General features: G+C 52.1%; 23 protein-coding genes. 7 read left to right on the forward strand and 16 right to left on the reverse strand.

The window, feature by feature from the left end; all coding sequences use genetic code 11:
- The first annotated feature begins 75 nt into the window (after positions 1–75).
- The 5 genes from ltnD (at position 76) to C0K55_RS14460 (ending at position 5,112) form a co-directional block, all read left to right on the forward strand.
- On the forward strand, positions 76–984 hold the full coding sequence (gene ltnD / locus C0K55_RS14440; RefSeq protein ID WP_000847962.1) for an L-threonate dehydrogenase: 909 nt from the start codon (positions 76–78) through the stop codon (positions 982–984).
- The gene (otnK, locus tag C0K55_RS14445) at positions 981–2,243 is read left to right on the forward strand and encodes a 3-oxo-tetronate kinase (RefSeq protein WP_061090683.1); all 1,263 of its coding nucleotides are present in this window, start codon (positions 981–983) and stop codon (positions 2,241–2,243) included. Before ltnD ends, otnK begins: the two co-directional genes overlap by 4 nt.
- A complete protein-coding gene (gene otnC / locus C0K55_RS14450; protein WP_001278988.1) occupies positions 2,240–2,878 on the forward strand; it encodes a 3-oxo-tetronate 4-phosphate decarboxylase in 639 nt (212 codons plus the stop codon). The genes otnK and otnC overlap by 4 nt, the downstream gene beginning before the upstream one ends.
- A 4-nt stretch (positions 2,879–2,882) precedes the next feature.
- The gene (locus C0K55_RS14455) at positions 2,883–3,659 is read left to right on the forward strand and encodes an HPr family phosphocarrier protein (RefSeq protein ID WP_016249123.1); all 777 of its coding nucleotides are present in this window, start codon (positions 2,883–2,885) and stop codon (positions 3,657–3,659) included.
- Positions 3,660–3,747: 88 nt separating this feature from the next.
- Positions 3,748–5,112: a GntP family transporter gene (locus tag C0K55_RS14460; protein WP_000104436.1), complete on the forward strand. Its 1,365-nt coding sequence runs from the start codon at positions 3,748–3,750 to the stop codon at positions 5,110–5,112.
- 258 nt (positions 5,113–5,370) lie between these two features.
- Here the strand turns inward: C0K55_RS14460 and rpoS are convergent, their stop codons facing one another.
- The 12 genes from rpoS to cysD all read right to left on the reverse strand — a co-directional run bounded on the left by rpoS (position 5,371) and on the right by cysD (position 15,141).
- Complete coding sequence (gene rpoS, locus C0K55_RS14470) at positions 5,371–6,363, reverse strand: RNA polymerase sigma factor RpoS (protein WP_000081550.1); 993 nt, start codon at positions 6,361–6,363, stop codon at positions 5,371–5,373.
- Positions 6,364–6,425: 62 nt separating this feature from the next.
- Positions 6,426–7,520, reverse strand: coding sequence for a murein hydrolase activator NlpD (gene nlpD / locus C0K55_RS14475; protein WP_306667652.1), 1,095 nt, complete (start codon positions 7,518–7,520; stop codon positions 6,426–6,428).
- 184 nt (positions 7,521–7,704) lie between these two features.
- Positions 7,705–8,331 carry a protein-L-isoaspartate O-methyltransferase gene (gene pcm, locus C0K55_RS14480; RefSeq protein WP_000254703.1) on the reverse strand — a complete coding sequence of 209 codons (627 nt, stop codon included), beginning with the start codon at positions 8,329–8,331 and terminating at the stop codon, positions 7,705–7,707.
- Entirely contained in the window at positions 8,325–9,086 is a 762-nt protein-coding gene (gene surE, locus C0K55_RS14485) for a 5'/3'-nucleotidase SurE (protein WP_001516955.1), read from the reverse strand. The genes pcm and surE overlap by 7 nt, the downstream gene beginning before the upstream one ends.
- A complete protein-coding gene (truD, locus tag C0K55_RS14490) occupies positions 9,067–10,116 on the reverse strand; it encodes a tRNA pseudouridine(13) synthase TruD (RefSeq protein WP_000568971.1) in 1,050 nt (349 codons plus the stop codon). The genes surE and truD overlap by 20 nt, the downstream gene beginning before the upstream one ends.
- Positions 10,113–10,592, reverse strand: coding sequence for a 2-C-methyl-D-erythritol 2,4-cyclodiphosphate synthase (gene ispF, locus C0K55_RS14495; RefSeq protein ID WP_001219242.1), 480 nt, complete (start codon positions 10,590–10,592; stop codon positions 10,113–10,115). The genes truD and ispF overlap by 4 nt, the downstream gene beginning before the upstream one ends.
- A complete protein-coding gene (gene ispD / locus C0K55_RS14500) occupies positions 10,592–11,302 on the reverse strand; it encodes a 2-C-methyl-D-erythritol 4-phosphate cytidylyltransferase (protein ID WP_000246161.1) in 711 nt (236 codons plus the stop codon). The genes ispF and ispD overlap by 1 nt, the downstream gene beginning before the upstream one ends.
- An 18-nt stretch (positions 11,303–11,320) precedes the next feature.
- The gene (ftsB, locus tag C0K55_RS14505; RefSeq protein ID WP_000517476.1) at positions 11,321–11,632 is read right to left on the reverse strand and encodes a cell division protein FtsB; all 312 of its coding nucleotides are present in this window, start codon (positions 11,630–11,632) and stop codon (positions 11,321–11,323) included.
- Positions 11,633–11,825: 193 nt separating this feature from the next.
- Positions 11,826–12,149 carry a DUF3561 family protein gene (locus C0K55_RS14510; RefSeq protein ID WP_001246116.1) on the reverse strand — a complete coding sequence of 108 codons (324 nt, stop codon included), beginning with the start codon at positions 12,147–12,149 and terminating at the stop codon, positions 11,826–11,828.
- A 49-nt stretch (positions 12,150–12,198) separates the two neighbouring features.
- Positions 12,199–12,804, reverse strand: coding sequence for an adenylyl-sulfate kinase (cysC, locus tag C0K55_RS14515; protein ID WP_001173652.1), 606 nt, complete (start codon positions 12,802–12,804; stop codon positions 12,199–12,201).
- Positions 12,804–14,231, reverse strand: coding sequence for a sulfate adenylyltransferase subunit CysN (cysN, locus tag C0K55_RS14520; protein WP_001090336.1), 1,428 nt, complete (start codon positions 14,229–14,231; stop codon positions 12,804–12,806). The genes cysC and cysN overlap by 1 nt, the downstream gene beginning before the upstream one ends.
- A gap of 1 nt (position 14,232) precedes the next feature.
- Positions 14,233–15,141, reverse strand: coding sequence for a sulfate adenylyltransferase subunit CysD (cysD, locus tag C0K55_RS14525; RefSeq protein ID WP_001072281.1), 909 nt, complete (start codon positions 15,139–15,141; stop codon positions 14,233–14,235).
- Between the two features lie 251 nt (positions 15,142–15,392).
- On the opposite strand from cysD, the gene iap reads away from it, so the two are divergent.
- Complete coding sequence (gene iap / locus C0K55_RS14530) at positions 15,393–16,430, forward strand: alkaline phosphatase isozyme conversion aminopeptidase (protein ID WP_000490394.1); 1,038 nt, start codon at positions 15,393–15,395, stop codon at positions 16,428–16,430.
- A 116-nt stretch (positions 16,431–16,546) separates the two neighbouring features.
- On the opposite strand, the gene C0K55_RS14535 is transcribed toward iap, so the two are convergent.
- The 4 genes from C0K55_RS14535 to cysJ form a co-directional block, all read right to left on the reverse strand.
- Positions 16,547–16,699: a Hok/Gef family protein gene (locus tag C0K55_RS14535; RefSeq protein ID WP_000956462.1), complete on the reverse strand. Its 153-nt coding sequence runs from the start codon at positions 16,697–16,699 to the stop codon at positions 16,547–16,549.
- 263 nt (positions 16,700–16,962) lie between these two features.
- Complete coding sequence (cysH, locus tag C0K55_RS14545) at positions 16,963–17,697, reverse strand: phosphoadenosine phosphosulfate reductase (RefSeq protein WP_001516956.1); 735 nt, start codon at positions 17,695–17,697, stop codon at positions 16,963–16,965.
- An 84-nt stretch (positions 17,698–17,781) separates the two neighbouring features.
- Positions 17,782–19,494, reverse strand: coding sequence for an assimilatory sulfite reductase (NADPH) hemoprotein subunit (gene cysI, locus C0K55_RS14550; protein WP_001516957.1), 1,713 nt, complete (start codon positions 19,492–19,494; stop codon positions 17,782–17,784).
- Positions 19,494–21,287: an NADPH-dependent assimilatory sulfite reductase flavoprotein subunit gene (gene cysJ, locus C0K55_RS14555; protein WP_016249126.1), complete on the reverse strand. Its 1,794-nt coding sequence runs from the start codon at positions 21,285–21,287 to the stop codon at positions 19,494–19,496. Before cysJ ends, cysI begins: the two co-directional genes overlap by 1 nt.
- Positions 21,288–21,602: 315 nt before the next feature.
- On the opposite strand from cysJ, the gene queD reads away from it, so the two are divergent.
- Positions 21,603–21,968, forward strand: a complete 366-nt coding sequence (gene queD, locus C0K55_RS14560) for a 6-carboxytetrahydropterin synthase QueD (protein WP_001329795.1) — start codon at positions 21,603–21,605, stop codon at positions 21,966–21,968.
- Positions 21,969–22,005: the final 37 nt, after the last annotated feature.

The raw sequence follows: 22,005 nt of genomic DNA on the forward strand, positions 1-22,005 counted from the left end.
CACCATATCGTTATCGCCTGGCGCTTATATTCACAACATCAAACAAAATATCACTTAAATTAACAAGGAGAGCAGATGAAAACGGGATCTGAGTTTCATGTCGGTATCGTTGGTTTAGGGTCAATGGGGATGGGAGCGGCGCTGTCGTGTGTCCGCGCGGGTCTTTCTACCTGGGGCGCAGACCTGAACGCCAATGCCTGCGCTACGCTGAAAGAGGCTGGCGCTTGCGGGGTTTCCGATAACGCCGCGACGTTTGCCGAAAAACTGGATGCTCTGCTGGTGCTGGTGGTAAATGCGGCCCAGGTCAAACAAGTACTGTTTGGTGATAAAGGCGTTGCACAGCATCTGAAACCCGGCACGGCTGTAATGGTTTCTTCCACTATCGCCAGTGCTGATGCGCAGGAAATTGCCACTGCTCTGGCTGCGTTCGATCTGGAAATGCTGGATGCGCCAGTTTCTGGTGGCGCGGTAAAAGCCGCTAACGGTGAAATGACCGTTATGGCCTCCGGTAGTGATCTTGCCTTTGAACGCCTGACCCCCGTGCTGGAAGCCGTCGCCGGAAAAGTTTATCGCATTGGTGCAGAGCCGGGTCTGGGTTCGACAGTAAAAATTATCCACCAGTTGTTAGCTGGCGTGCATATTGCTGCCGGGGCCGAAGCGATGGCGCTTGCTGCCCGTGCGGGGATCCCACTGGATGTAATGTATGACGTCGTAACCAATGCCGCCGGAAATTCGTGGATGTTCGAAAACCGGATGCGCCATGTGGTGGATGGCGATTACACCCCGCATTCTGCCGTAGATATTTTTGTGAAGGATCTCGGGCTGGTTGCTGATACTGCTAAAGCCCTGCACTTTCCGCTGCCGTTGGCCTCAACAGCGTTGAATATGTTCACCAGCGCCAGCAACGCAGGTTACGGAAAAGAAGACGACAGCGCAGTCATCAAGATTTTCTCTGGCATCACTCTACCGGGAGCGAAATCATGATCAGGATTGGCGTTATCGCTGATGATTTTACCGGCGCGACGGATATCGCCAGTTTTCTGGTGGAAAATAGTCTGCCAACGGTGCAAATCAACGGTGTCCCGACAGGGGAAATGCCGGAAGCAATCGATGCCGTTGTGATCAGTCTGAAAACTCGCTCCTGCCCGGTGGCAGAAGCCACACAGCAATCGCTGGCGGCTCTGCGCTGGTTGCAACAACAAGGTTGCAAACAAGTCTACTTCAAATACTGCTCCACTTTCGACAGTACTGAGAAAGGCAATATCGGCCCGGTGACTGATGCATTAATGGATGCACTCGACACGCCGTTTACGGTCTTTTCCCCGGCTCTGCCAGTCAACGGGCGCACGGTTTATCAGGGTTATTTGTTCGTGATGAATCAACTGCTGGCCGAATCCGGGATGCGGCATCATCCAGTAAATCCTATGACCGACAGCTACCTTCCGCGTCTGGTTGAAGCACAATCCACAGGGCGCTGCGGCGTCGTTTCGGCGCATATTCTCGAAAAAGGTGTGGAAGCCATGCGTCAGGAACTGGCCCGTTTACAGCAAGAAGGCTATCGCTACGCGGTGCTTGATGCCCTGACCGAACGCCATCTGGAAATTCAGGGTGAAGCCTTGCGTGATGCCCCATTAGTAACCGGCGGTTCTGGCCTTGCGATAGGTCTGGCCCGGCAGTGGGCGCAAGAAAACGGTAACCAGGCACGCGAAGCAGGGCGTCCACTCGCAGGGCGCGGCGTAGTGCTCTCCGGTTCATGCTCACAAATGACCAATTGCCAGGTGGCACATTACCGTCAGATGGCGCCAGCCCGTGAAGTTGATGTGGCACGTTGTCTCACAACAGAAACACTGGTCGCTTATACACACGAACTGGCGAAATGGGTTCTGAGTCAGGAAAGTGAACTTGCTCCGCTGGTTTTTGCCACCGCCAGCACCGACGCGCTGGCCGCTATTCAACAGCAATATGGCGCACAAAAAGCCAGCCAGGCAGTGGAAGCGCTGTTTTCGCTACTGGCTGCCAGGTTAGCGGCGGAAGGTGTAACGCGTTTTATTGTCGCAGGCGGTGAAACTTCCGGAGTGGTCACGCAGAGTCTGGGCATAAAAGGGTTCCATATTGGCCCAACAATTTCCCCCGGTGTGCCGTGGGTTAACGCACTGGATAAACCTGTCTCACTGGCCCTTAAATCCGGCAATTTCGGTGACGAAGCCTTTTTTTCACGAGCCCAAAGAGAGTTTCTACCATGAGCGATTTCGCAAAAGCAGAGCAGTCTTTGCGAGAAGAGATGACGCGGATTGCCAGTTCGTTCTTTCAGCGCGGCTATGCCACCGGTTCGGCTGGCAATCTGTCGCTGCTTTTGCCTGACGGGAATTTACTGGCAACGCCGACAGGTTCATGCCTGGGTAATCTCGATCCGCAGCGGCTTTCCAAAGTCACCGCGGATGGCGAATGGCTAAGTGGTGACAAACCCTCAAAAGAAGTGCTCTTTCATCTGGCGCTGTATCGCAATAATCCGCGCTGTAAAGCTGTCGTGCATTTGCACAGTACGTGGTCGACGGCACTTTCCTGCCTTCAAGGGCTGGACAGCAGTAACGTTATTCGTCCGTTCACACCGTACGTGGTGATGCGGATGGGGAACGTCCCGTTGGTGCCCTATTATCGCCCGGGCGATAAACGCATCGCACAGGATCTGGCGGAACTGGCAGCAAATCATCAGGCCTTTTTGTTAGCAAATCATGGCCCAGTGGTTTGCGGTGAAAGCCTGCAAGAAGCTGCCAACAATATGGAAGAGCTGGAGGAAACGGCCAGGCTAATTTTTATTCTCAGCGACCGCCCGATCCGCTATCTGACCGCAGATGAAATTGCGGAATTAAGGAGTTAATGCAATGCCTCGTTTTGCAGCTAATTTATCCATGATGTTCACCGAAGTGCCTTTTATTGAACGCTTCGCCGCAGCGCGAAAAGCTGGTTTTGATGCCGTGGAATTTCTATTTCCCTATGACTATTCCATCCAGCAAATCCAGCAACAACTGGCGCAAAACCATCTGACGCTGGCGCTGTTCAATACCGCTCCTGGGGATGTTAATGCGGGTGAATGGGGATTATCCGCCCTTCCCGGACGTGAGCACGAAGCTCGCGCGGACATCGATCAGGCTCTGGAATATGCGCTGGCGCTCAATTGCGAACAAGTTCATGTGATGGCAGGAGTAGTGCCCGCAGGCGAAGACGCTGAACGGTATCGGGCAGTGTTTATCGATAATCTCCGCTACGCTGCCGATAGCTTTGCGCCGCACGGCAAGCGAGTTTTGGTTGAAGCACTCAGCCCAGCCGTTAAACCTGGTTATCTCTTCTCCAGTCAGTATCAGGCACTGGCAATTGTTGAAGAGGTCGCTCGCGATAATGTGTTTATTCAGTTGGATACCTTCCATGCGCAAAAAGTAGATGGCGACCTGACGCATTTAATCCGCGATTACGCTGGGAAATATGCCCACGTGCAAATTGCCGGACTGCCTGACCGACATGAACCAGACGATGGCGAGATCAATTATCCGTGGCTGTTTCGCCTGTTCGATAAGGTGGGATATCAGGGTTGGATCGGTTGTGAATACAAACCCCGCGGCCTCACCGAAGAAGGGCTTGGCTGGTTTGACGCCTGGCGCTAATTCGCTAAATCCATAATTACAACGTACCCATACATCCCACCATCTACGGATGGGGTAGGTTAACTATAACTTTCAGACAGGGTTTTCCATGTCCACAATTACATTGTTATGCATTGCGTTAGCTGGCGTAATCATGCTGTTGCTGCTGGTCATCAAGGCAAAGGTACAACCATTCGTCGCGCTGCTTCTCGTCAGCCTGTTAGTCGCACTTGCAGCGGGTATCCCGGCTGGCGAAGTAGGTAAAGTGATGATCGCCGGGATGGGTGGCGTGCTTGGTTCCGTCACCATTATCATCGGCCTTGGTGCTATGCTGGGACGCATGATCGAGCACTCTGGCGGCGCAGAATCACTGGCCAATTATTTCAGCCGCAAGTTAGGGGATAAACGAACAATCGCCGCACTGACTCTGGCAGCATTCTTCCTCGGCATCCCCGTCTTCTTTGATGTCGGCTTTATTATTCTTGCGCCAATCATTTATGGCTTTGCCAAGGTTGCAAAAATATCACCGCTTAAATTTGGTCTGCCTGTTGCTGGGATCATGCTGACCGTTCACGTAGCTGTGCCGCCACATCCTGGCCCCGTCGCCGCAGCGGGACTCCTTCACGCAGACATCGGCTGGCTGACCATAATCGGTATTGCGATTTCTATTCCAGTGGGCATTGTCGGCTATTTTGCAGCGAAAATAATCAATAAGCGCCAATATGCGATGTCGGTGGAAGTACTGGAGCAGATGCAACTGGCTCCAGCCAGTGAGGGAAACGCAACAAAATTAAGCGATAAAATAAATCCGCCAGGCGTAGCGCTGGTCACCTCGCTAATTGTTATCCCTATCGCGATTATTATGGCGGGTACGGTTTCGGCAACACTAATGCCAGCCTCGCATCCCCTGCTTGGTACGTTGCAACTGCTCGGCTCACCGATGGTAGCATTGATGATTGCGCTGGTACTGGCGTTCTGGTTATTAGCCTTACGTCGCGGCTGGAGCCTGCAACACACCAGCGATATTATGGGCTCAGCCCTTCCCACTGCGGCGGTAGTTATTCTGGTTACTGGAGCTGGTGGGGTGTTCGGCAAAGTGCTGGTGGAATCTGGCGTCGGTAAGGCTCTTGCCAACATGCTACAAATGATTGACCTGCCTCTGTTGCCTGCGGCATTTATTATTTCACTGGCGCTGCGTGCATCGCAGGGTTCGGCAACCGTAGCAATCCTGACAACAGGCGGACTGCTTTCAGAAGCGGTTGTGGGGCTGAATCCGATTCAGTGCGTACTGGTGACACTGGCGGCCTGCTTTGGTGGGCTTGGCGCATCGCACATTAACGACTCCGGTTTCTGGATCGTCACCAAATATCTGGGTTTATCGGTGGCAGATGGTCTGAAAACCTGGACAGTGTTAACGACCATCCTCGGTTTTACCGGATTCTTAATCACCTGGTGCGTGTGGGCAGTAATTTAACCTTAGCGAAAAGGTTCGATGGGTACTTGCTGCGGCGATCCCATTGGTAACCGCGTGGATGATGAATTTTTGGGGCGTTTGAGTAGAGAAGAGCAGGTGTTGTTTATGCGACTGGTGCGCAAGATGATGAACACATAGGGTGCTGATTGCCGGATGCGACGCTGTCGCATCTTATCCAGGCGACAAAATACACCAACGCCCCAAACAAAAGAAAAAGGCCAGCCTCATATGAGACTGGCCTTTCTGACAGATGCTTGCTTATTCGCGGAACAGCGCTTCGATATTCAGCCCCTGAGTCTGCAAAATCTCACGCAGACGGCGCAGGCCTTCAACCTGAATCTGGCGAACACGTTCTCGAGTGAGGCCTATTTCACGACCTACATCTTCCAGTGTTGCCGCTTCATACCCCAGCAAACCGAATCGACGTGCCAGCACTTCACGCTGCTTGGCGTTCAGTTCGAACAGCCATTTGACGATGCTCTGCTTCATATCGTCATCTTGCGTGGTGTCTTCCGGACCGTTCTCTTTTTCGTCGGCCAGGATGTCCAGCAACGCTTTTTCGGAATCACCACCCAGCGGGGTGTCTACCGAGGTAATGCGCTCGTTAAGACGAAGCATACGGCTGACGTCATCAACTGGCTTATCCAGTTGCTCTGCAATTTCTTCCGCGCTCGGTTCGTGATCCAGCTTATGGGACAACTCACGTGCGGTTCGCAGGTAAACGTTCAGTTCCTTTACGATGTGGATCGGCAAACGAATAGTACGGGTTTGGTTCATAATCGCCCGTTCGATCGTCTGGCGAATCCACCATGTTGCGTATGTTGAGAAGCGGAAACCACGTTCCGGGTCAAACTTCTCAACCGCGCGGATCAGCCCCAGGTTACCCTCTTCGATAAGATCCAGCAACGCCAGACCACGATTGCCATAACGGCGGGCAATTTTTACCACCAGACGCAAGTTACTCTCGATCATCCGGCGGCGGGAGGCGACATCTCCACGCAGTGCGCGACGCGCAAAATAAACTTCTTCTTCGGCCGTTAACAGTGGCGAATAACCAATCTCACCAAGGTAAAGCTGAGTCGCGTCCAGCACACGCTGTGTGGCACCCTGCGATAACAGCTCCTCTTCGGCCAAATCGTTATCACTGGGTTCCTCTTCAACTAAGGCCTTTTCGTCAAAAACCTCAACTCCGTTCTCATCAAATTCCGCATCTTCATTTAAATCATGAACTTTCAGCGTATTCTGACTCATAAGGTGGCTCCTACCCGTGATCCCTTGACGGAACGCTCAAGCAAAAGCCTGGTTCCGCCGAATTATCGCTGCGGTAAATAACGCAGCGGGTTTACGGATTTCCCCTTGTAACGAATTTCAAAATGCAATCGTGTTGAACTGGTTCCGGTGCTACCCATGGTTGCTATTTTTTGCCCCGCCTTCACTTCTTGTTGTTCCCGGACCAGCATTGTGTCGTTATGGGCGTAGGCACTCAGGTAATCATCATTATGTTTGATGATAATCAGATTACCGTAGCCGCGCAGCGCATTACCGGCATAAACAACGCGGCCATCTGCGGTCGCGATAATTGCCTGTCCTTTGCTACCTGCGATATCAATCCCCTTGTTGCCTCCCTCAGAAGCGCCAAAGGTTTCAATCACTTTGCCCTCAGTTGGCCAGCGCCAGGTGGAAATCGGCGTACTGGTTGATGTACTGCTGACAGTCGGCTCGGTTGTGCTTGCTGTTGGTACAGTTACAGGCGCTGTGACCGTGGTCGCAGTTGGCTTGTTGTTCGGCAACATTTTGTTAGCACTCTGTTCACCCGAAGATTCAGAATACGTAATTGTCGGTTGCGACGCAACAGCAACGGTGGAATTTTGTGCAGGCTTGATCACAACTCCTTGCTCTGCTGCGTCGGCCTGGGTAATGGCATTTCCGCCAGTGATTGGCGTGCCAGAAGCATTGCCAACCTGTAAAGTCTGACCTACGTTCAACGCGTATGGTGCCTCAATATTATTACGTTGGGCGAGATCGCGGAAATCGTTACCGGTGATCCAGGCAATATAGAAAAGTGTGTCGCCTTTTTTCACGGTATAAGTACTACCGCTATAACTGCCTTTCGGAATATTCCCGTACTGACGGTTGTAGACGATACGCCCATTTTCCATTTGCACCGGTTGCTGAGTGACAGGCTGCACCGGCTGGATTTGTGGTTGTTGCGTAGATTGAATTTGTGGCTGCTGTACCGGCTGAATTTGCGGTTGCTGCGTTTTAGACGTCGTCCCCATTTTCGGCGGTGGCGTAATCAACATACCTGAATTGGTATTTGCAGGTGCATTGCCGTTAACGGAACTGACTGGTGCCGGTGGATTCGATGTGTCAGAACAGCCAGCCAACCATAGCGAAACCAGTGACAAAGCCGCAATACGGCGAACGGTGAATTTTGGGCTTCCCGCGCTCATTTATCCCCCAGGAAAAATTGATTAATAACCAGTGACATAATTACCGTGCAAGGCACCCTACTGAACACTGGAAAAGATGTTCACGATACGCTGACCTGCTGCAAAATAACCAGGAAAATTCCAGGTATTTCCTCGCACTTTAAGCCAGCTCCCCCTTCACTAAGGGAACAAAGCGCACGGCCTCTACGGTATCGATAATAAATTCGCCCCCGCGACGACGCACCCGCTTCAAATACTGGTGCTCTTCCCCTACCGGCAAGACGAGAATCCCGCCTTCATCCAGTTGCGTCATTAGTGCAGTAGGAATTTCGGGCGGTGCTGCCGTTACAATGATAGCGTCAAACGGCGCACGTGCTTGCCAACCTTGCCATCCATCGCCGTGACGGGTTGAAACATTATGTAAATCAAGATTTTTCAGGCGGCGACGCGCCTGCCACTGCAATCCTTTAATCCGTTCAACCGAACATACATGCTGGACAAGATGTGCCAGGATTGCCGTTTGATAGCCCGAACCGGTGCCGATTTCCAGCACCCGCGACTGCGGCGTCAGTTCGAGTAATTCGGTCATTCGCGCCACCATGTACGGCTGCGAAATTGTCTGCCCCTGACCTATCGGCAACGCGATATTGTCCCAGGCTTTTTGTTCAAACGCTTCATCAATGAATTTTTCACGCGGCACGGCGGCAAGTGCGTTCAACACCTGCTCATCCTGAATACCTTGCGCACGTAATTGATCCAGAAGTGCTTGTACGCGTCTGCTTACCATTGCGTGCCAACTCCCACGCTGTTTAACCAGTCTGAAACCACATCTTGCGCGTTGTGCGCGGTTAAATCTACATGCAGCGGCGTGATGGAGACATAGCCTTCATCTACCGCAGCAAAATCAGTCCCCGGACCGGCATCGCACTTACCGCCCGGCGGGCCAATCCAGTACAGCGTATTACCGCGCGGATCCTGTTGCGGAATAACTTGATCTGCCGGATGTCGTGTACCGCAGCGAGTGACGCGGATACCTTTAATCTGATCCAGCGGTAAATCCGGGACGTTAATATTGAGAATACGCCCGGTGCGCAGCGGCTCTTTGCACAGTGCGCGCAAAATAGAACAGGTTACCGCCGCAGCAGTGTCATAATGCTTATGCCCGTCAAGCGAGACGGCCAGCGCTGGAAAACCTAAATGACGGCCTTCCATCGCGGCTGCCACCGTACCGGAATAGATAACATCATCACCCAGATTCGGCCCGGCGTTAATGCCCGAAACCACAATATCCGGACGCGGACGCATCAGTGCATTCACACCAAGATATACACAATCGGTCGGGGTTCCCATTTGCACGGCGATATCACCATTTTCAAAGGTAAACGTGCGCAGGGAGGATTCCAGTGTCAGAGAATTTGAAGCGCCGCTGCGGTTACGATCGGGGGCAACCACCTGAACGTCAGCAAACTCACGCAAGGCTTTCGCCAGCGTTTGTATACCGGGTGCATGTACCCCGTCATCATTACTCAGCAATATGCGCATAATCACCTGTTGTGTTGATAAGTTCCCTGACAACGCTGGTTGCAAAACTTCCCGCCGGAAGCCAGAAACGGATTTCTACGGTGACGTCATCCCACCAGTTCCAGCTTAATTGTTGTGGATATAACAGCATCGCTCTGCGCGCGGCGTCTACTTTTTCGCGTACCAGTAATGCTTGCAATTCAGTTTCGTCGGCAACCGCCGCTTGTTCGAATGCCAGCGCCTCACGCTGGGTTCCCCACTCGCCGCTACCGGGCAAAGCAGCGGTAATCATCAGCTCTTTATCGTTGACGCGACGCTGTAATTCCGCCATTTCATCGTTAGTAGCAACAAACCAGCTACCACGCCCGGCTAATTGTAGCGCATCGCCGTCAACAACTTGATTAACGTCCGCTTTTTTGAGGCGCTCAGCAACAATCTGATTAAACAACGCACTACGGGCTGCCGACAACCAAAAACTGCGTTTATTGCGATCGCGCACCGGAGTATTCGTTTGCGCCCAGCGCAGCGCCCCCTGCAAGTTACTGCCGCCAATACCAAAACGTTGCGCACCAAAGTAGTTCGGTACACCTTTCACGCAAATATCGATCAGACGCTGTTCAACGTCATCGCGATTGCTCACTTCGCGTAGCACCAGGGTAAAGGCGTTACCTTTCAGCGCCCCTAAACGCAGCTTACGCTTGTGCCGCGCATACTCCAGCACCTGGCAACCTTCCAGTTGAAACGCACTCAGATCAGGCATTTCTTTGCCCGGTACACGCGCGCATAACCACTGTTCCGTAACGGCATGTTTGTCTTTCTGCCCCGCGAAGCTGACTTCACGAGCATGAATTTTCAGGAATTTTGCCAGTGCGTCCGCCACAAACCGGGTATTGCAACCGTTTTTAAGCACCCGCACCAGAATATGCTCACCTTCACCATCAGGCTCAAAGCCTAAATCTTCCACCACCACAAAGTCTTCCGGGTTGGCTTTCAGCAGCCCGGTGCCTTGCGGTTTGCCGTGGAGGTAAGTGAGATTATCAAACTCAATCATTTTGTTGCCTTAATGAGTAGCGCCACCGCTTCACAGGCAATCCCTTCCCCACGTCCGGTAAATCCAAGTTTTTCCGTGGTGGTGGCTTTCACGTTAACATCATCCATATGGCAGCCGAGATCTTCGGCAATAAACACGCGCATTTGTGGAATGTGCGGCAACATCTTCGGTGCCTGAGCGATGATAGTGACATCAACGTTGCCGAGGGTATACCCCTTCGCCTGAATGCGTCGCCAGGCTTCGCGTAGCAGCTCGCGGCTATCGGCACCTTTAAATGCCGGATCGGTATCCGGAAACAGCTTGCCGATATCCCCCAGCGCCGCGGCACCAAGTAGTGCATCGGTCAGCGCATGCAGCGCCACGTCGCCATCAGAATGCGCCAACAGCCCTTTTTCGTAAGGAATGCGCACGCCACCAATGATAATTGGGCCTTCGCCACCAAAGGCGTGTACATCAAAACCGTGTCCAATTCGCATTATGTATTCTCCTGATGGATGGTTCGGGTGAGGTAAAATTCAGCAAGCGCCAAATCTTCCGGGCGCGTGACTTTAATGTTATCCGCACGGCCTTCGACAAGCTGCGGATGAAAACCGCAATATTCCAGCGCCGAGGCTTCATCGGTAATGGTTGCGCCTTCATTTAAAGCACGCGTCAGGCAGTCATATAACAGCTCTCGAGGGAAAAATTGCGGCGTCAGCGCGTGCCATAAACCGTTGCGATCAACGGTATGTGCAATGGCATTTTTATCAGGTTCGGCGCGTTTCATGGTATCGCGCACCGGAGCGGCAAGAATCCCCCCCGTGCGGCTGGTTTCGCTCAGAGTTAACAGCCGTGCAAGATCATCCTGATGCAGGCAAGGACGAGCGGCGTCATGCACCAACACCCACTGCGCGTCGCCAGCAGCTTTCAGTCCTGCCAGCACAGAATCGGCACGCTCTTCACCACCATCAACAACAGTGATTTGCGGATGATTCGCCAGAGAAAGTTGTGCAAAACGACTATCGCCCGGGCTTATTGCAATGACGACACGCGTCACCCGGGGATGCGCCAGGAGCGCATACACCGAGTGTTCAAGAATGGTTTGATTACCTATTGAGAGATATTGCTTAGGACATTCCGTTTGCATTCGGCGGCCAAATCCGGCCGCCGGAACCACGGCGCAAACATCCAAATGAGTGGTTGCCATGTTAATTCCTGGGCTGATTTATCGATTGTTTTGCCCCGCAGACTGCGCGCGCTTCGACGCGTCAGGCACCAGACGATAAAAAGTTTCGCCCGGCCTGGTCATGCTGAGTTCATTACGCGCACGCTCTTCGAGCGCCTCCTGGCCGCCATTGAGATCGTCAATTTCGGCAAAAAGCTGATCGTTTCGCGCTTTAAGTTTCGCGTTTGTAGCTTGCTGTGCCGCCACATCATCATTGACGCGGGTATAGTCATGTATACCGTTCTTACCGAACCACAGCGAATACTGTAGCCAGACCAGAATAGCCAGCAACAGCAGCGTTAGTTTACCCATCCTGCCCCCTGAAAAACGGCATCATCATCCCATGCATCCGAAGACGACTCTACATCCTCTGTTGGGGATACCGCGACAACGCGGGCAAATGTACCACATTTGTCCATTGTTACGTATACCCAGGGCGTGCAGAACATAATCTCATTATTGGTTACGGTTTGAATTATGAACAGACCAGACGGGAAAGAACAAATTAGCCCAGCAACCACATAAACAGTGCGGCAAACATAATGCCGACTGTCACCAGGGTGAAAACAATGCTGTAGCGTAGCTTTCCGTCCATCAATGAATGCAGCGCAATACCCACCACCACCGCGACGGGCATCAGCGCCAGAAAGAAAGGCCAGGTATAGATAAAGAAGAACAGCGTGTTAGAGCCATAAATCAACATCGGTATCGCCAGCGCGCACAGCCAGGAGACAAAACCGACCACGGCCCCTGACAGCGACCATGTGGTTTCTTCATCTTCGGTAAGGCTTTCGCTATTTGTTAGTGTAATGTTATGGCTATTACGCATATCGGATCCTGTTACTTTGACGAACCGGGCATGTAAACCCGGTGGTGTCTCAGGATCTGATAATATCGTTCTGTCTCAGTAGATCTAATAATTGCTGAACCAAATTTGTTACCAATTGTTCACCATTGAGATGAATTTCTGCTGATTCAGGCGCTTCGTAAACGGCATCTATCCCCGTAAAGTTACGCAGTTCACCGGCACGCGCTTTTTTATATAAACCTTTTGGATCGCGAGCTTCACAAATCGCCAACGGCGTATCGACAAACACTTCGATAAACCGCCCTTCTCCTACACGTTCGCGAACCATCTGACGTTCAGCGCGATGTGGTGAGATAAACGCAGTCAGCACTACCAGACCGGCTTCAACCATTAAATTCGCCACTTCGCCAACCCGACGGATATTTTCTTTACGATCGGCATCGCTAAAACCGAGATCGCTGCATAAACCGTGGCGAACGTTGTCGCCATCCAGCAAATACGTGCTGACGCCAAGTTTATGCAGCGCCTCCTCCAGCGCCCCGGCAACTGTCGATTTCCCTGAACCAGAGAGGCCGGTAAACCACAACACAACACCACGATGCCCGTGGTGTTGCTCGCGCTGTTGTGGAGTCACCGGATGGCTATGCCAGACGACGTTTTCGTCATGCAGCGCCATTATTTACCTCCCAGCAAATCGCGCGCGCCCCAGTGTGGGAAGTGGCGACGTACCAACGCATTCAGTTCCAGCTCAAATGCGCTAAATTCTGATGGCGCAACGGCAGCCTCATTTTTCGGCTCATGCACCATACCGGCACCAACGGTCACGTTGCTCAGGCGATCGATAAAAATCAGCCCACCAGTTACCGGATTTTGTTGATAACGATCTAACACTAGCGGCTCATCAAAAGTGAGATCCACCAGACCAATGCCGTTCAGCGGCAGATTTTCAACTTCACGCTGGTTAAGGTTATTAATATCAATCTGATAATGAATGTCATCAACACGAGCACGCGTCTTCTTCCCGGCAATTTTGATGTCGTAACTCTGCCCTGGGGAAAGCGGTTGTTCCGCCATCCATACCACATCCACTGACGCGCTCTGCACCGTCGACAACGCTTCATCTGCTGCCAGCAGCAAATCGCCACGACTGATGTCGATCTCATCCGTCAGCACCAGGGTGATCGCTTCTCCGGCAAAGGCGTCTTCGCGATCGCCATCAAACGTGACGATCCGCGCAATATTTGACTCAACACCAGAGGGGAGCACTTTGACATGTTGCCCGACTTTCACGCTGCCAGAGGCCAGCGTTCCTGCGTAGCCTCGAAAATCAAGATTCGGGCGGTTAACGTACTGCACCGGGAAGCGCATTGGCTGGTCATCAACCACTCGCTGAATCTCAACGGTTTCCAGCACTTCCAGCAGTGTCGGGCCGCTGTACCACGGCATACTTTCACTTTGCGAAGCAACATTATCGCCTTCCAGCGCGGAGAGCGGCACAAAGCGGATATCCAGATTGCCCGGCAGTTGCCCGGCAAAGGTCAGATAATCTTCACGAATGCGGGTGAACGTTTCTTCGCTGTAATCCACCAGATCCATCTTGTTGATCGCCACTACCAGATGTTTGATCCCCAGAAGCGTGGAGATAAAACTGTGACGACGGGTTTGATCAAGCACACCTTTACGGGCGTCGATTAATAAGATCGCCAGATCACACGTCGACGCGCCGGTCGCCATATTGCGGGTGTACTGCTCGTGCCCTGGGGTGTCGGCAATAATAAATTTGCGTTTTTCGGTGGAGAAATAACGGTAAGCCACGTCAATGGTGATGCCTTGTTCACGCTCAGCCTGCAGGCCATCCACCAGCAGCGCCAGATCCAGTTTTTCACCCTGGGTGCCGTGGCGTTTACTGTCGTTATGCAGCGATGAGAGCTGATCTTCGTAGATCTGGCGGGTATCGTGCAACAGGCGACCTATCAGGGTACTTTTGCCGTCATCAACGCTGCCACAGGTCAGAAAACGCAGCAGGCTTTTGTGTTGTTGCGCGATCATCCAGGCTTCGACGCCGCCTTCATTGGCGATTTGTTGTGCAAGTGCGGTGTTCATCTTAAAAATACCCCTGACGTTTTTTCAGCTCCATAGAACCGGACTGGTCGCGGTCAATCACACGGCCCTGACGTTCGCTGGTAGTGGAAACCAGCATCTCTTCGATGATCTCGGGCAGTGTTTGCGCGTTTGACTCTACTGCGCCGGTCAGCGGCCAGCAGCCCAGCGTACGGAAACGCACCATCCGTTTTTTAATCACTTCGCCGGGTTGCAGGTCGATACGGTTGTCATCAATCATCATCAACATACCGTCGCGTTCCAGAACCGGACGTTCAGCAGCAAGATACAGCGGAACAATGTCGATATTTTCCAGCCAGATGTATTGCCAGATATCCTGCTCGGTCCAGTTAGAGAGTGGGAAGACGCGGATACTTTCGCCTTTGTTAATCTGCCCGTTGTAGTTATGCCACAGCTCCGGACGCTGGTTTTTCGGATCCCAGCGATGGAAACGGTCACGGAAAGAGTAGATACGTTCTTTAGCGCGGGATTTCTCTTCATCGCGGCGCGCGCCGCCGAAGGCAGCATCAAAACCATATTTGTTCAGCGCCTGTTTCAGGCCTTCGGTTTTCATGATGTCAGTGTGTTTGGCGCTGCCGTGAACGAATGGATTAATCCCCATCGCCACACCTTCTGGATTTTTATGCACCAACAGCTCGCAGCCGTAGGCTTTTGCCGTACGATCGCGAAATTCATACATCTCACGGAATTTCCAGCCGGTATCAACATGCAGCAACGGGAAAGGCAGCGAACCTGGATAAAACGCCTTGCGCGCCAGATGTAGCATGACGCTGGAATCTTTGCCGATGGAGTAGAGCATCACCGGATTTGAGAATTCTGCCGCCACCTCGCGAATGATGTGGATGCTTTCCGCCTCCAGTTGCCGCAGGTGAGTCAGTCGTTTTTGGTTCATAACCGTTCCTTTGCAATACTGCTATTTGCTTGCCATCAGATATTCCGACTATAGGGAGCGTAAGAGTGCGAATGAAATTACCAATTAGAATGAGTAGTTCCTTAACGGAATAACGATTTGGCAAAGCTAATATCAAAAAGTGCTTAAGGCTCCGGATTTCGGGCATTTAGGAAGATTTGAAATTGTTTTAGCGCAGCGGCAGTTTCATACTATGGCGGTAAAAAAATTTGCATGGTATTTAAGGACTCACTATGTTTTCCGCATTGCGCCACCGTACCGCTGCCCTGGCGCTCGGCGTATGCTTTATTCTCCCCGTACACGCCTCGTCACCTAAACCTGGCGATTTTGCTAATACACAGGCGCGACACATTGCCACTTTCTTTCCGGGGCGAATGACCGGAACACCCGCAGAAATGTTATCTGCCGATTATATCCGGCAACAGTTTCAGCAAATGGGTTATCGCAGTGATATCCGGACATTTAATGGCCGATATATTTATACCGCCCGCGATAACCACAAAAACTGGCATAACGTGACAGGAAGTACGGTGATTGCCGCTCATGAAGGCAAAGCACCGCAGCAGATCATTATCATGGCGCATCTGGATACCTACGCCCCACAGAGCGACGCGGATGCCGATGCCAATCTCGGCGGGCTGACATTACAAGGTATGGATGATAACGCCGCAGGTTTGGGGGTCATGCTGGAGCTGGCAGAACGCCTGAAAAATACGCCAACCGAATATGGTATTCGTTTTGTGGCGACCAGTGGTGAAGAGGAAGGGAAATTAGGCGCTGAGAATTTACTCAAACGAATGAGTGACGCCGAAAAGAAAAATACTCTGCTGGTGATTAATCTCGATAACTTAATTGTCGGTGATAAATTGTATTTCAACAGTGGCGTAAAAACCCCCGAAGCAGTAAGGAAATTAACGCGCGATCGGGCGCTGGCAATTGCCCGCAGTCATGGAATTGCCGCGACGACCAATCCTGGTTTGAATAAAAATTATCCAAAAGGCACCGGGTGTTGTAATGACGCTGAAGTTTTTGACAAAGCCGGTATTGCTGTACTTTCGGTAGAAGCAACAAACTGGAATCTGGGAAATAAAGATGGTTATCAGCAACGCGCAAAAACAGCCGCATTCCCCGCAGGAAATAGCTGGCATGACGTAAGACTGGATAATCAACAGCATATTGATAAGGCACTTCCAGGAAGAATAGAACGCCGCTGCCGTGATGTTATGCGGATAATGCTGCCACTGGTGAAGGAACTGGCGAAGGCGTCTTGATGGGTTTGAGCTGATTCCCCATGACTGTGAGGAGTCAATTTTGCCTATAAAAAAATAGGGTGCAGGAGGCCAAACTATAACAATTCAATACGCGGGGTTTCCCCCCCGCGTGGTGGCTACTTCTTCGGTTCGTAAGCGAGAACAGCCTTAAACTCCATACCACGTTCTCTGATATTCAACTCACACAACGAGTCGTCTACCATCAGCGTGAATCCCAGTACTGTACAACACAGCACTATGACTGCCACAAGGGCATATTTTGTTAGCATGTCTTGCCTCTCTGCAAAGAAGAGACTAGCATTCGAATTGTTGGGTTCGAACGTAGGCCTCAGGTGGATAGAAATATCGCCTGGGGCTTTTGTCCATCTGGAACCTCGCGAATGCTTAACGCCAGACAGCCTCAAGCACCTGACGCCATTCTATACCTGTTGATTCTCCTTGCGACGTTCTCGTTTAAAGGCCAGAATGCTGCTCGCAAAATAAAAACGCCCCCATCATTTCTGACAGAGGCGTTTAATTTATCCGGAAATATTTACCCTTCGTGTAATCCACATTCCCTTTTTAAGCCAAAGAAGCGCGTTTCTTCTTCGGCCATGCCGGGTTCCCATTTACGGGTTGTATGGGTGTCGCCAACCGATAAATATCCTTCGTCCCATAATGGGTGATATTTCAGGCCATGTTTTTGCAGGTACTGATAAATAGTTCGGTTATCCCAGTCGATAATCGGCAGCACTTTAAATACGCCACGCTGGATAGCCAGCACTGGTAAATTGGCACGGCTGCCAGATTGCTCACGGCGCAGACCAGCAAACCACGTTTGCGCGTTAAGTTCTTTCAGTGCACGGTTCATGGGTTCGACTTTGTTGATCTCATTGTACTTTTCAATGCCTTCAACCCCCTGCTCCCACAGTTTGCCGTAGCGTGCTTCCTGCCATGCGGCGCTTTCAGTGGCACGGTACACTTTCAGGTTGAGTTTAAGTTTGTCCGTTAACTCGTCAATAAAGCGGTAGGTTTCCGGGAACAGATAACCAGTATCGGTAAGAATCACCGGGATATTCGGGCAGATCTGGTTCACCAGATGCAGGCTGACTGCCGCCTGAATGCCAAAGCTGGAAGAGAGCACGTATTCGCCGGGCAGATTCTCCAACGCCCAGGCAACGCGGCCTTCAGCGTCCAGTTTTTCCAGTTGAGCGTTGGTTTGTGCCAGAGCCAGAATGCGCTCTACCTTCGGCAGTTCATTCAGGTCGTTTAGATCAAGTCTGGACATAGATTCCTCACTGTTTGCCTTGCCTGATGCGACGCTTATGCGTCTTATCAGGCCTACAAAACCGAGCAGACGCGGCGATTTATGTTAATCCCACAAATCGCGAGCCGGATCGAGCACCGGGCGAATGATGCCCGCACGCACCGTAAAGTCACCGAAGCCTTCACCCGCTTCGCGCTCTTTCGCCCAGCGCCCTATCAGTTCATCAAGCGACGCCAGGATTTCCGGCTCGGTGATGTTTTCTTTATACATCCGTGGGATACGTGTCCCCATACGGTTGCCGCCAAGATGCAGGTTGTAGCGCCCCGGCGCTTTACCCACCAGACCAACTTCTGCCAGCATCGCCCGGCCACAGCCGTTCGGGCATCCCGTCACACGCATTACGATATGCTCATCGCTGATGCCATGTTTCGCCATTAAGTTATCGATGTTGTCGATAAACGAGGGCAGGAAACGTTCAGCTTCCGCCATCGCCAGCGGACAGGTCGGGAATGACACACATGCCATTGAGTTTTCACGCTGTGGTGTGACGGCATTCATCAACCCGCTCTCTTTGGCGATCTTCTCGATCTTCGCTTTTTCACTTTCCGGTACACCCGCGATAATCAGGTTCTGGTTCGCCGTAATGCGGAAATCGCCTTTGTGGATCTTTGCGATCTCCAGCAGACCGGTTTTCAGCGGACGCCCCGGATAATCGAGAATACGACCATTTTCGATAAACAGCGTCAGGTGCCAGTTATCATCGATACCCTTAACCCAGCCGATGCGATCGCCGCGTCCGGTAAATTCATACGGGCGGATCGGTTCGAACTTGATCCCCGCGCGACGTTCAACTTCCGCCTTAAACGTCTCTACCCCCACGCGTTCCAGCGTGTATTTGGTTTTGGCATTTTTACGGTCAGTACGATTACCCCAGTCACGCTGAGTCGTAACCACAGCTTCCGCCACTGCCAGCGTATGCTCAAGTGGCAGATAACCAAACTCGCTCGCCGTGCGGGCATAGGTTTTTTTATTGCCGTGTTCCATAGAAAGACCGCCCCCCACCAGCAGGTTGAAGCCCACCAGCTTGCCGTTTTCCGCGATAGCCACAAAGTTCATGTCGTTGGCGTGCAGATCGATATCGTTCTGCGGCGGAATAACCACCGTCGTTTTGAACTTACGCGGCAGATAGGTCTGCCCGAGGATCGGTTCTTCATCAGTGGTAGCAACTTTCTCCTGATCGAGCCAGATCTCCGCATAGGCGCGGGTACGCGGCAACAGATGTTCAGAGATCTTCTTCGCCCACTCATAGGCTTCCGCGTGCAACTGTGACTCGTACGGATTCGAGGTGCACAGCACGTTACGGTTCATGTCGTTGGCGGTCGCCAGCGCATCAAGACCGACTGAGTGCAACATTTGGTGTGCAGGTTTGACGTTCTTTTTCAGAATACCGTGGAACTGGAAGGTCTGACGGTTGGTCAGGCGAATGCTACCGTAAATGGTGTTTTCCACTGCAAATTTGTCGATCGCCTGCCACTGTTTGGTGGTGATAACGCCCCCCGGCAGGCGGCAGCGGAGCATCATGGCGTGACGCGGCTCCAGCTTCTGTTCAGCTCGTTCGGCGCGAATGTCGCGGTCATCCTGCTGATACATGCCGTGGAAGCGGATCAGCAGGAAGTTATCGCCCTTAAACCCGCCAGTCAGGCCATCATTCAAATCTTCGGCAATCGTGCCGCGCAGAAAGTTGCTTTCAAGCTTCATGCGCTCGGCGTCTGCCAGTTTACCTTCGACCACTAAAGGCCCTGGATGTTTTTCGCTCATTAGTAGACATCTCGCTGATAACGGCGCTCTACGCGCAGCTCACTTAAAAATTCATCCGCCGCTTCAGTGTCCATGCCACCAAATTCGGCAATCACTTCCAGAAGTGCCTGTTCAACGTCTTTCGCCATGCGATTAGCGTCGCCGCAAACATAAATGTGGGCACCGTCATTGATCCAGCGCCACAGCTCTGCTCCCTGTTCACGCAGTTTGTCTTGTACGTAAATTTTTTCTTTTTGATCGCGTGACCAGGCCAGATCGATACGCGTCAGCACGCCCTCTTTGACATAACGCTGCCATTCCACCTGGTAGAGGAAATCTTCCGTAAAGTGCGGATTGCCGAAGAACAACCAGTTTTTGCCCGGCGCTTCGTCGGCGGCACGCTGCTGCATAAAGGCGCGGAATGGCGCGATACCGGTGCCAGGGCCAATCATAATCACCGGGGTTTCCGGGTTAGCTGGCAGGCGGAAGTTGTCGTTATGTTCGATAAAGACGCGAACTTCGCCCTCTTCTCCCACGCGATCCGCGAGGAAGCTGGAGGCACCACCGGCACGGGCACGGCCTTCCACGTCATAACGCACAACGCCGACAGTAACGTGCACTTCACTCTCGACTTCCGCCTGCGATGAGGCGATGGAATAAAGGCGCGGCGTCAGCGGACGCAAAATACTGATGAACGCATCAGCGTCCAGTTGTGCCGGAGAGAAACGCAACATATCGACAATCGGCGTCGTCGCAGCGTAATACTGCAACTTCGTTTTATCGCCCACCAGCGGCAGCAGCGTTTCGCTGCGCGTTAAGGTGGCGTAATTTTCAACAATGTTCGCGGTGTTGACGGTCAGTTCAAAATGCCACTGTAAGGCTTCCGCCAGCGGCAGCGTTTTGCCCTCGACAGTGACGGGTTCATCGCCTTTCAGCCACAGCAGTTCGACAATCTCTTTTACCAGTGCCGGATCGTTCTGATACCAGACGCCCAGCGCATCGCCCGGCTGATAGCGCAGGCCTGAGTCACCTAAATCGATCTCAATATGGCGAACGTCTTTTTCAGAGTTACGTCCAGTGATTTTCTGGTTAACAGAGAGGCTCGCCACCAGCGGCGCTTCTTTACTATACGGACTGGTGTGGATTTCATTCACCGCGCCAGTGGCGACGGATGTCGAAGGTGCTGCGACAGGCGCGCGCGATTTCAGTACATCAACTACATGGGCGCGCCATTCGCTGGCGGCTGCCTGATATTCAACATCGGCATCGACCCGGTCGAGCAGGCGTTCGCCGCCCAGTTCAGCCAGTTTGCTGTCGAAATCTTTACCGGACTGGCAGAAAAACTCATAAGAGGTGTCACCGAGGCTAAACACAGCAAAAGCGGTGTTTTCCAGTTTCGGCGCTTTTTTGGAGAACAGAAACTTGTGCAGCGCGACGGCTTCTTCCGGCGGTTCCCCTTCACCTTGTGTTGAAGTCACCACGATAAGCAGTTTTTCGCTGGCGATTTGTTTGAATTTATAGTCGCCTGCGTTCACCAGCTTAGCGTTCAGTTTTGCCGCTAATAAGTCGTCACGTAATGCTTCAGCGACCCGGCGAGCATTACCCGTTTGCGAGGCGGAGATGATGGTGATACCCGGCATTTCTGCGGCTGGTGTAGCGGCAAGTGTACCTGGCTGCTGGTTAAGCATTCCCCAGAAATAACCAGATACCCACGCAAGCTGGGTCGGTGTCAAATCAGTAGTGGCTGCCTGAAGGCGAGCCAGTTGCTCCGGGTTCAGCGGAAGCAAAGCGGAAGGAGGGACCTGTGTCGTCATGCGTCGTTATGTTCCAGTAAGCAAAGCTGTTTATCGGCCCTGTCAGCGCCCATAAAACAGAAGAGAAGGTAAGGTTAACGGCGCGAAGGGGGTGGATTAAAGACGGGATAGCGATAACTAATAACCAAATCGACTAACCTGTTTTAGCAATAGTCTTTAACAACAAAATAGATTTATTAACTCAATGAAAAATAGATAAATATCGACCGCAATTAAGATAAATCGGTCATTTTGCGCAACAAACCCGTTTTTGGTAATGCGAAAAAACAGGCTTTCCGGTACTCTACGGCGGTTTTATCGTCCAGTAGAGAAATTATGATGTCCACCACGTTATTTAAAGATTTCACCTTCGAAGCCGCTCACCGCTTACCACACGTCCCAGAAGGGCATAAATGTGGTCGCCTGCACGGGCATTCTTTTATGGTGCGCCTGGAAATTACCGGGGAAGTCGATCCGCATACGGGCTGGATTATCGATTTCGCTGAACTGAAAGCGGCGTTTAAACCGACTTACGATCGTCTCGACCACTATTATCTCAATGATATACCCGGCCTGGAAAACCCGACCAGCGAAGTTTTAGCAAAATGGATTTGGGATCAAGTTAAACCCGTTGTACCACTATTAAGCGCTGTGATGGTGAAAGAAACCTGCACCGCAGGCTGCATCTATCGCGGTGAATAATCAGAGTGTGTCGGCGGTCAATTTCCCTTAAGTAACG

Origin of the sequence: Escherichia sp. MOD1-EC6098 (genome assembly GCF_002965865.1) — a bacterium.
Lineage (GTDB): Bacteria > Pseudomonadota > Gammaproteobacteria > Enterobacterales > Enterobacteriaceae > Escherichia > Escherichia marmotae.

What these genes read in the sequence shown, in the direction of transcription:
- rpoS (WP_000081550.1), bottom strand. Translation starts at nt 6,363, where the DNA reads ATGAGTCAGAATACGCTGAAAGTTCATGATTTAAATGAAGATGCGGAA.
- C0K55_RS14535 (WP_000956462.1), bottom strand. Translation starts at nt 16,699, where the DNA reads ATGCTAACAAAATATGCCCTTGTGGCAGTCATAGTGCTGTGTTGTACA.
- C0K55_RS14455 (WP_016249123.1), top strand. Translation starts at nt 2,883, where the DNA reads ATGCCTCGTTTTGCAGCTAATTTATCCATGATGTTCACCGAAGTGCCT.
- cysD (WP_001072281.1), bottom strand. Translation starts at nt 15,141, where the DNA reads ATGAACCAAAAACGACTGACTCACCTGCGGCAACTGGAGGCGGAAAGC.
- cysI (WP_001516957.1), bottom strand. Translation starts at nt 19,494, where the DNA reads ATGAGCGAAAAACATCCAGGGCCTTTAGTGGTCGAAGGTAAACTGGCA.
- ltnD (WP_000847962.1), top strand. Translation starts at nt 76, where the DNA reads ATGAAAACGGGATCTGAGTTTCATGTCGGTATCGTTGGTTTAGGGTCA.
- queD (WP_001329795.1), top strand. Translation starts at nt 21,603, where the DNA reads ATGATGTCCACCACGTTATTTAAAGATTTCACCTTCGAAGCCGCTCAC.
- C0K55_RS14510 (WP_001246116.1), bottom strand. Translation starts at nt 12,149, where the DNA reads ATGCGTAATAGCCATAACATTACACTAACAAATAGCGAAAGCCTTACC.
- pcm (WP_000254703.1), bottom strand. Translation starts at nt 8,331, where the DNA reads ATGGTAAGCAGACGCGTACAAGCACTTCTGGATCAATTACGTGCGCAA.
- cysN (WP_001090336.1), bottom strand. Translation starts at nt 14,231, where the DNA reads ATGAACACCGCACTTGCACAACAAATCGCCAATGAAGGCGGCGTCGAA.
- cysC (WP_001173652.1), bottom strand. Translation starts at nt 12,804, where the DNA reads ATGGCGCTGCATGACGAAAACGTCGTCTGGCATAGCCATCCGGTGACT.
- cysJ (WP_016249126.1), bottom strand. Translation starts at nt 21,287, where the DNA reads ATGACGACACAGGTCCCTCCTTCCGCTTTGCTTCCGCTGAACCCGGAG.
- otnC (WP_001278988.1), top strand. Translation starts at nt 2,240, where the DNA reads ATGAGCGATTTCGCAAAAGCAGAGCAGTCTTTGCGAGAAGAGATGACG.
- C0K55_RS14460 (WP_000104436.1), top strand. Translation starts at nt 3,748, where the DNA reads ATGTCCACAATTACATTGTTATGCATTGCGTTAGCTGGCGTAATCATG.
- surE (WP_001516955.1), bottom strand. Translation starts at nt 9,086, where the DNA reads ATGCGCATATTGCTGAGTAATGATGACGGGGTACATGCACCCGGTATA.
- otnK (WP_061090683.1), top strand. Translation starts at nt 981, where the DNA reads ATGATCAGGATTGGCGTTATCGCTGATGATTTTACCGGCGCGACGGAT.
- ispF (WP_001219242.1), bottom strand. Translation starts at nt 10,592, where the DNA reads ATGCGAATTGGACACGGTTTTGATGTACACGCCTTTGGTGGCGAAGGC.
- ftsB (WP_000517476.1), bottom strand. Translation starts at nt 11,632, where the DNA reads ATGGGTAAACTAACGCTGCTGTTGCTGGCTATTCTGGTCTGGCTACAG.
- iap (WP_000490394.1), top strand. Translation starts at nt 15,393, where the DNA reads ATGTTTTCCGCATTGCGCCACCGTACCGCTGCCCTGGCGCTCGGCGTA.
- ispD (WP_000246161.1), bottom strand. Translation starts at nt 11,302, where the DNA reads ATGGCAACCACTCATTTGGATGTTTGCGCCGTGGTTCCGGCGGCCGGA.
- truD (WP_000568971.1), bottom strand. Translation starts at nt 10,116, where the DNA reads ATGATTGAGTTTGATAATCTCACTTACCTCCACGGCAAACCGCAAGGC.
- cysH (WP_001516956.1), bottom strand. Translation starts at nt 17,697, where the DNA reads ATGTCCAGACTTGATCTAAACGACCTGAATGAACTGCCGAAGGTAGAG.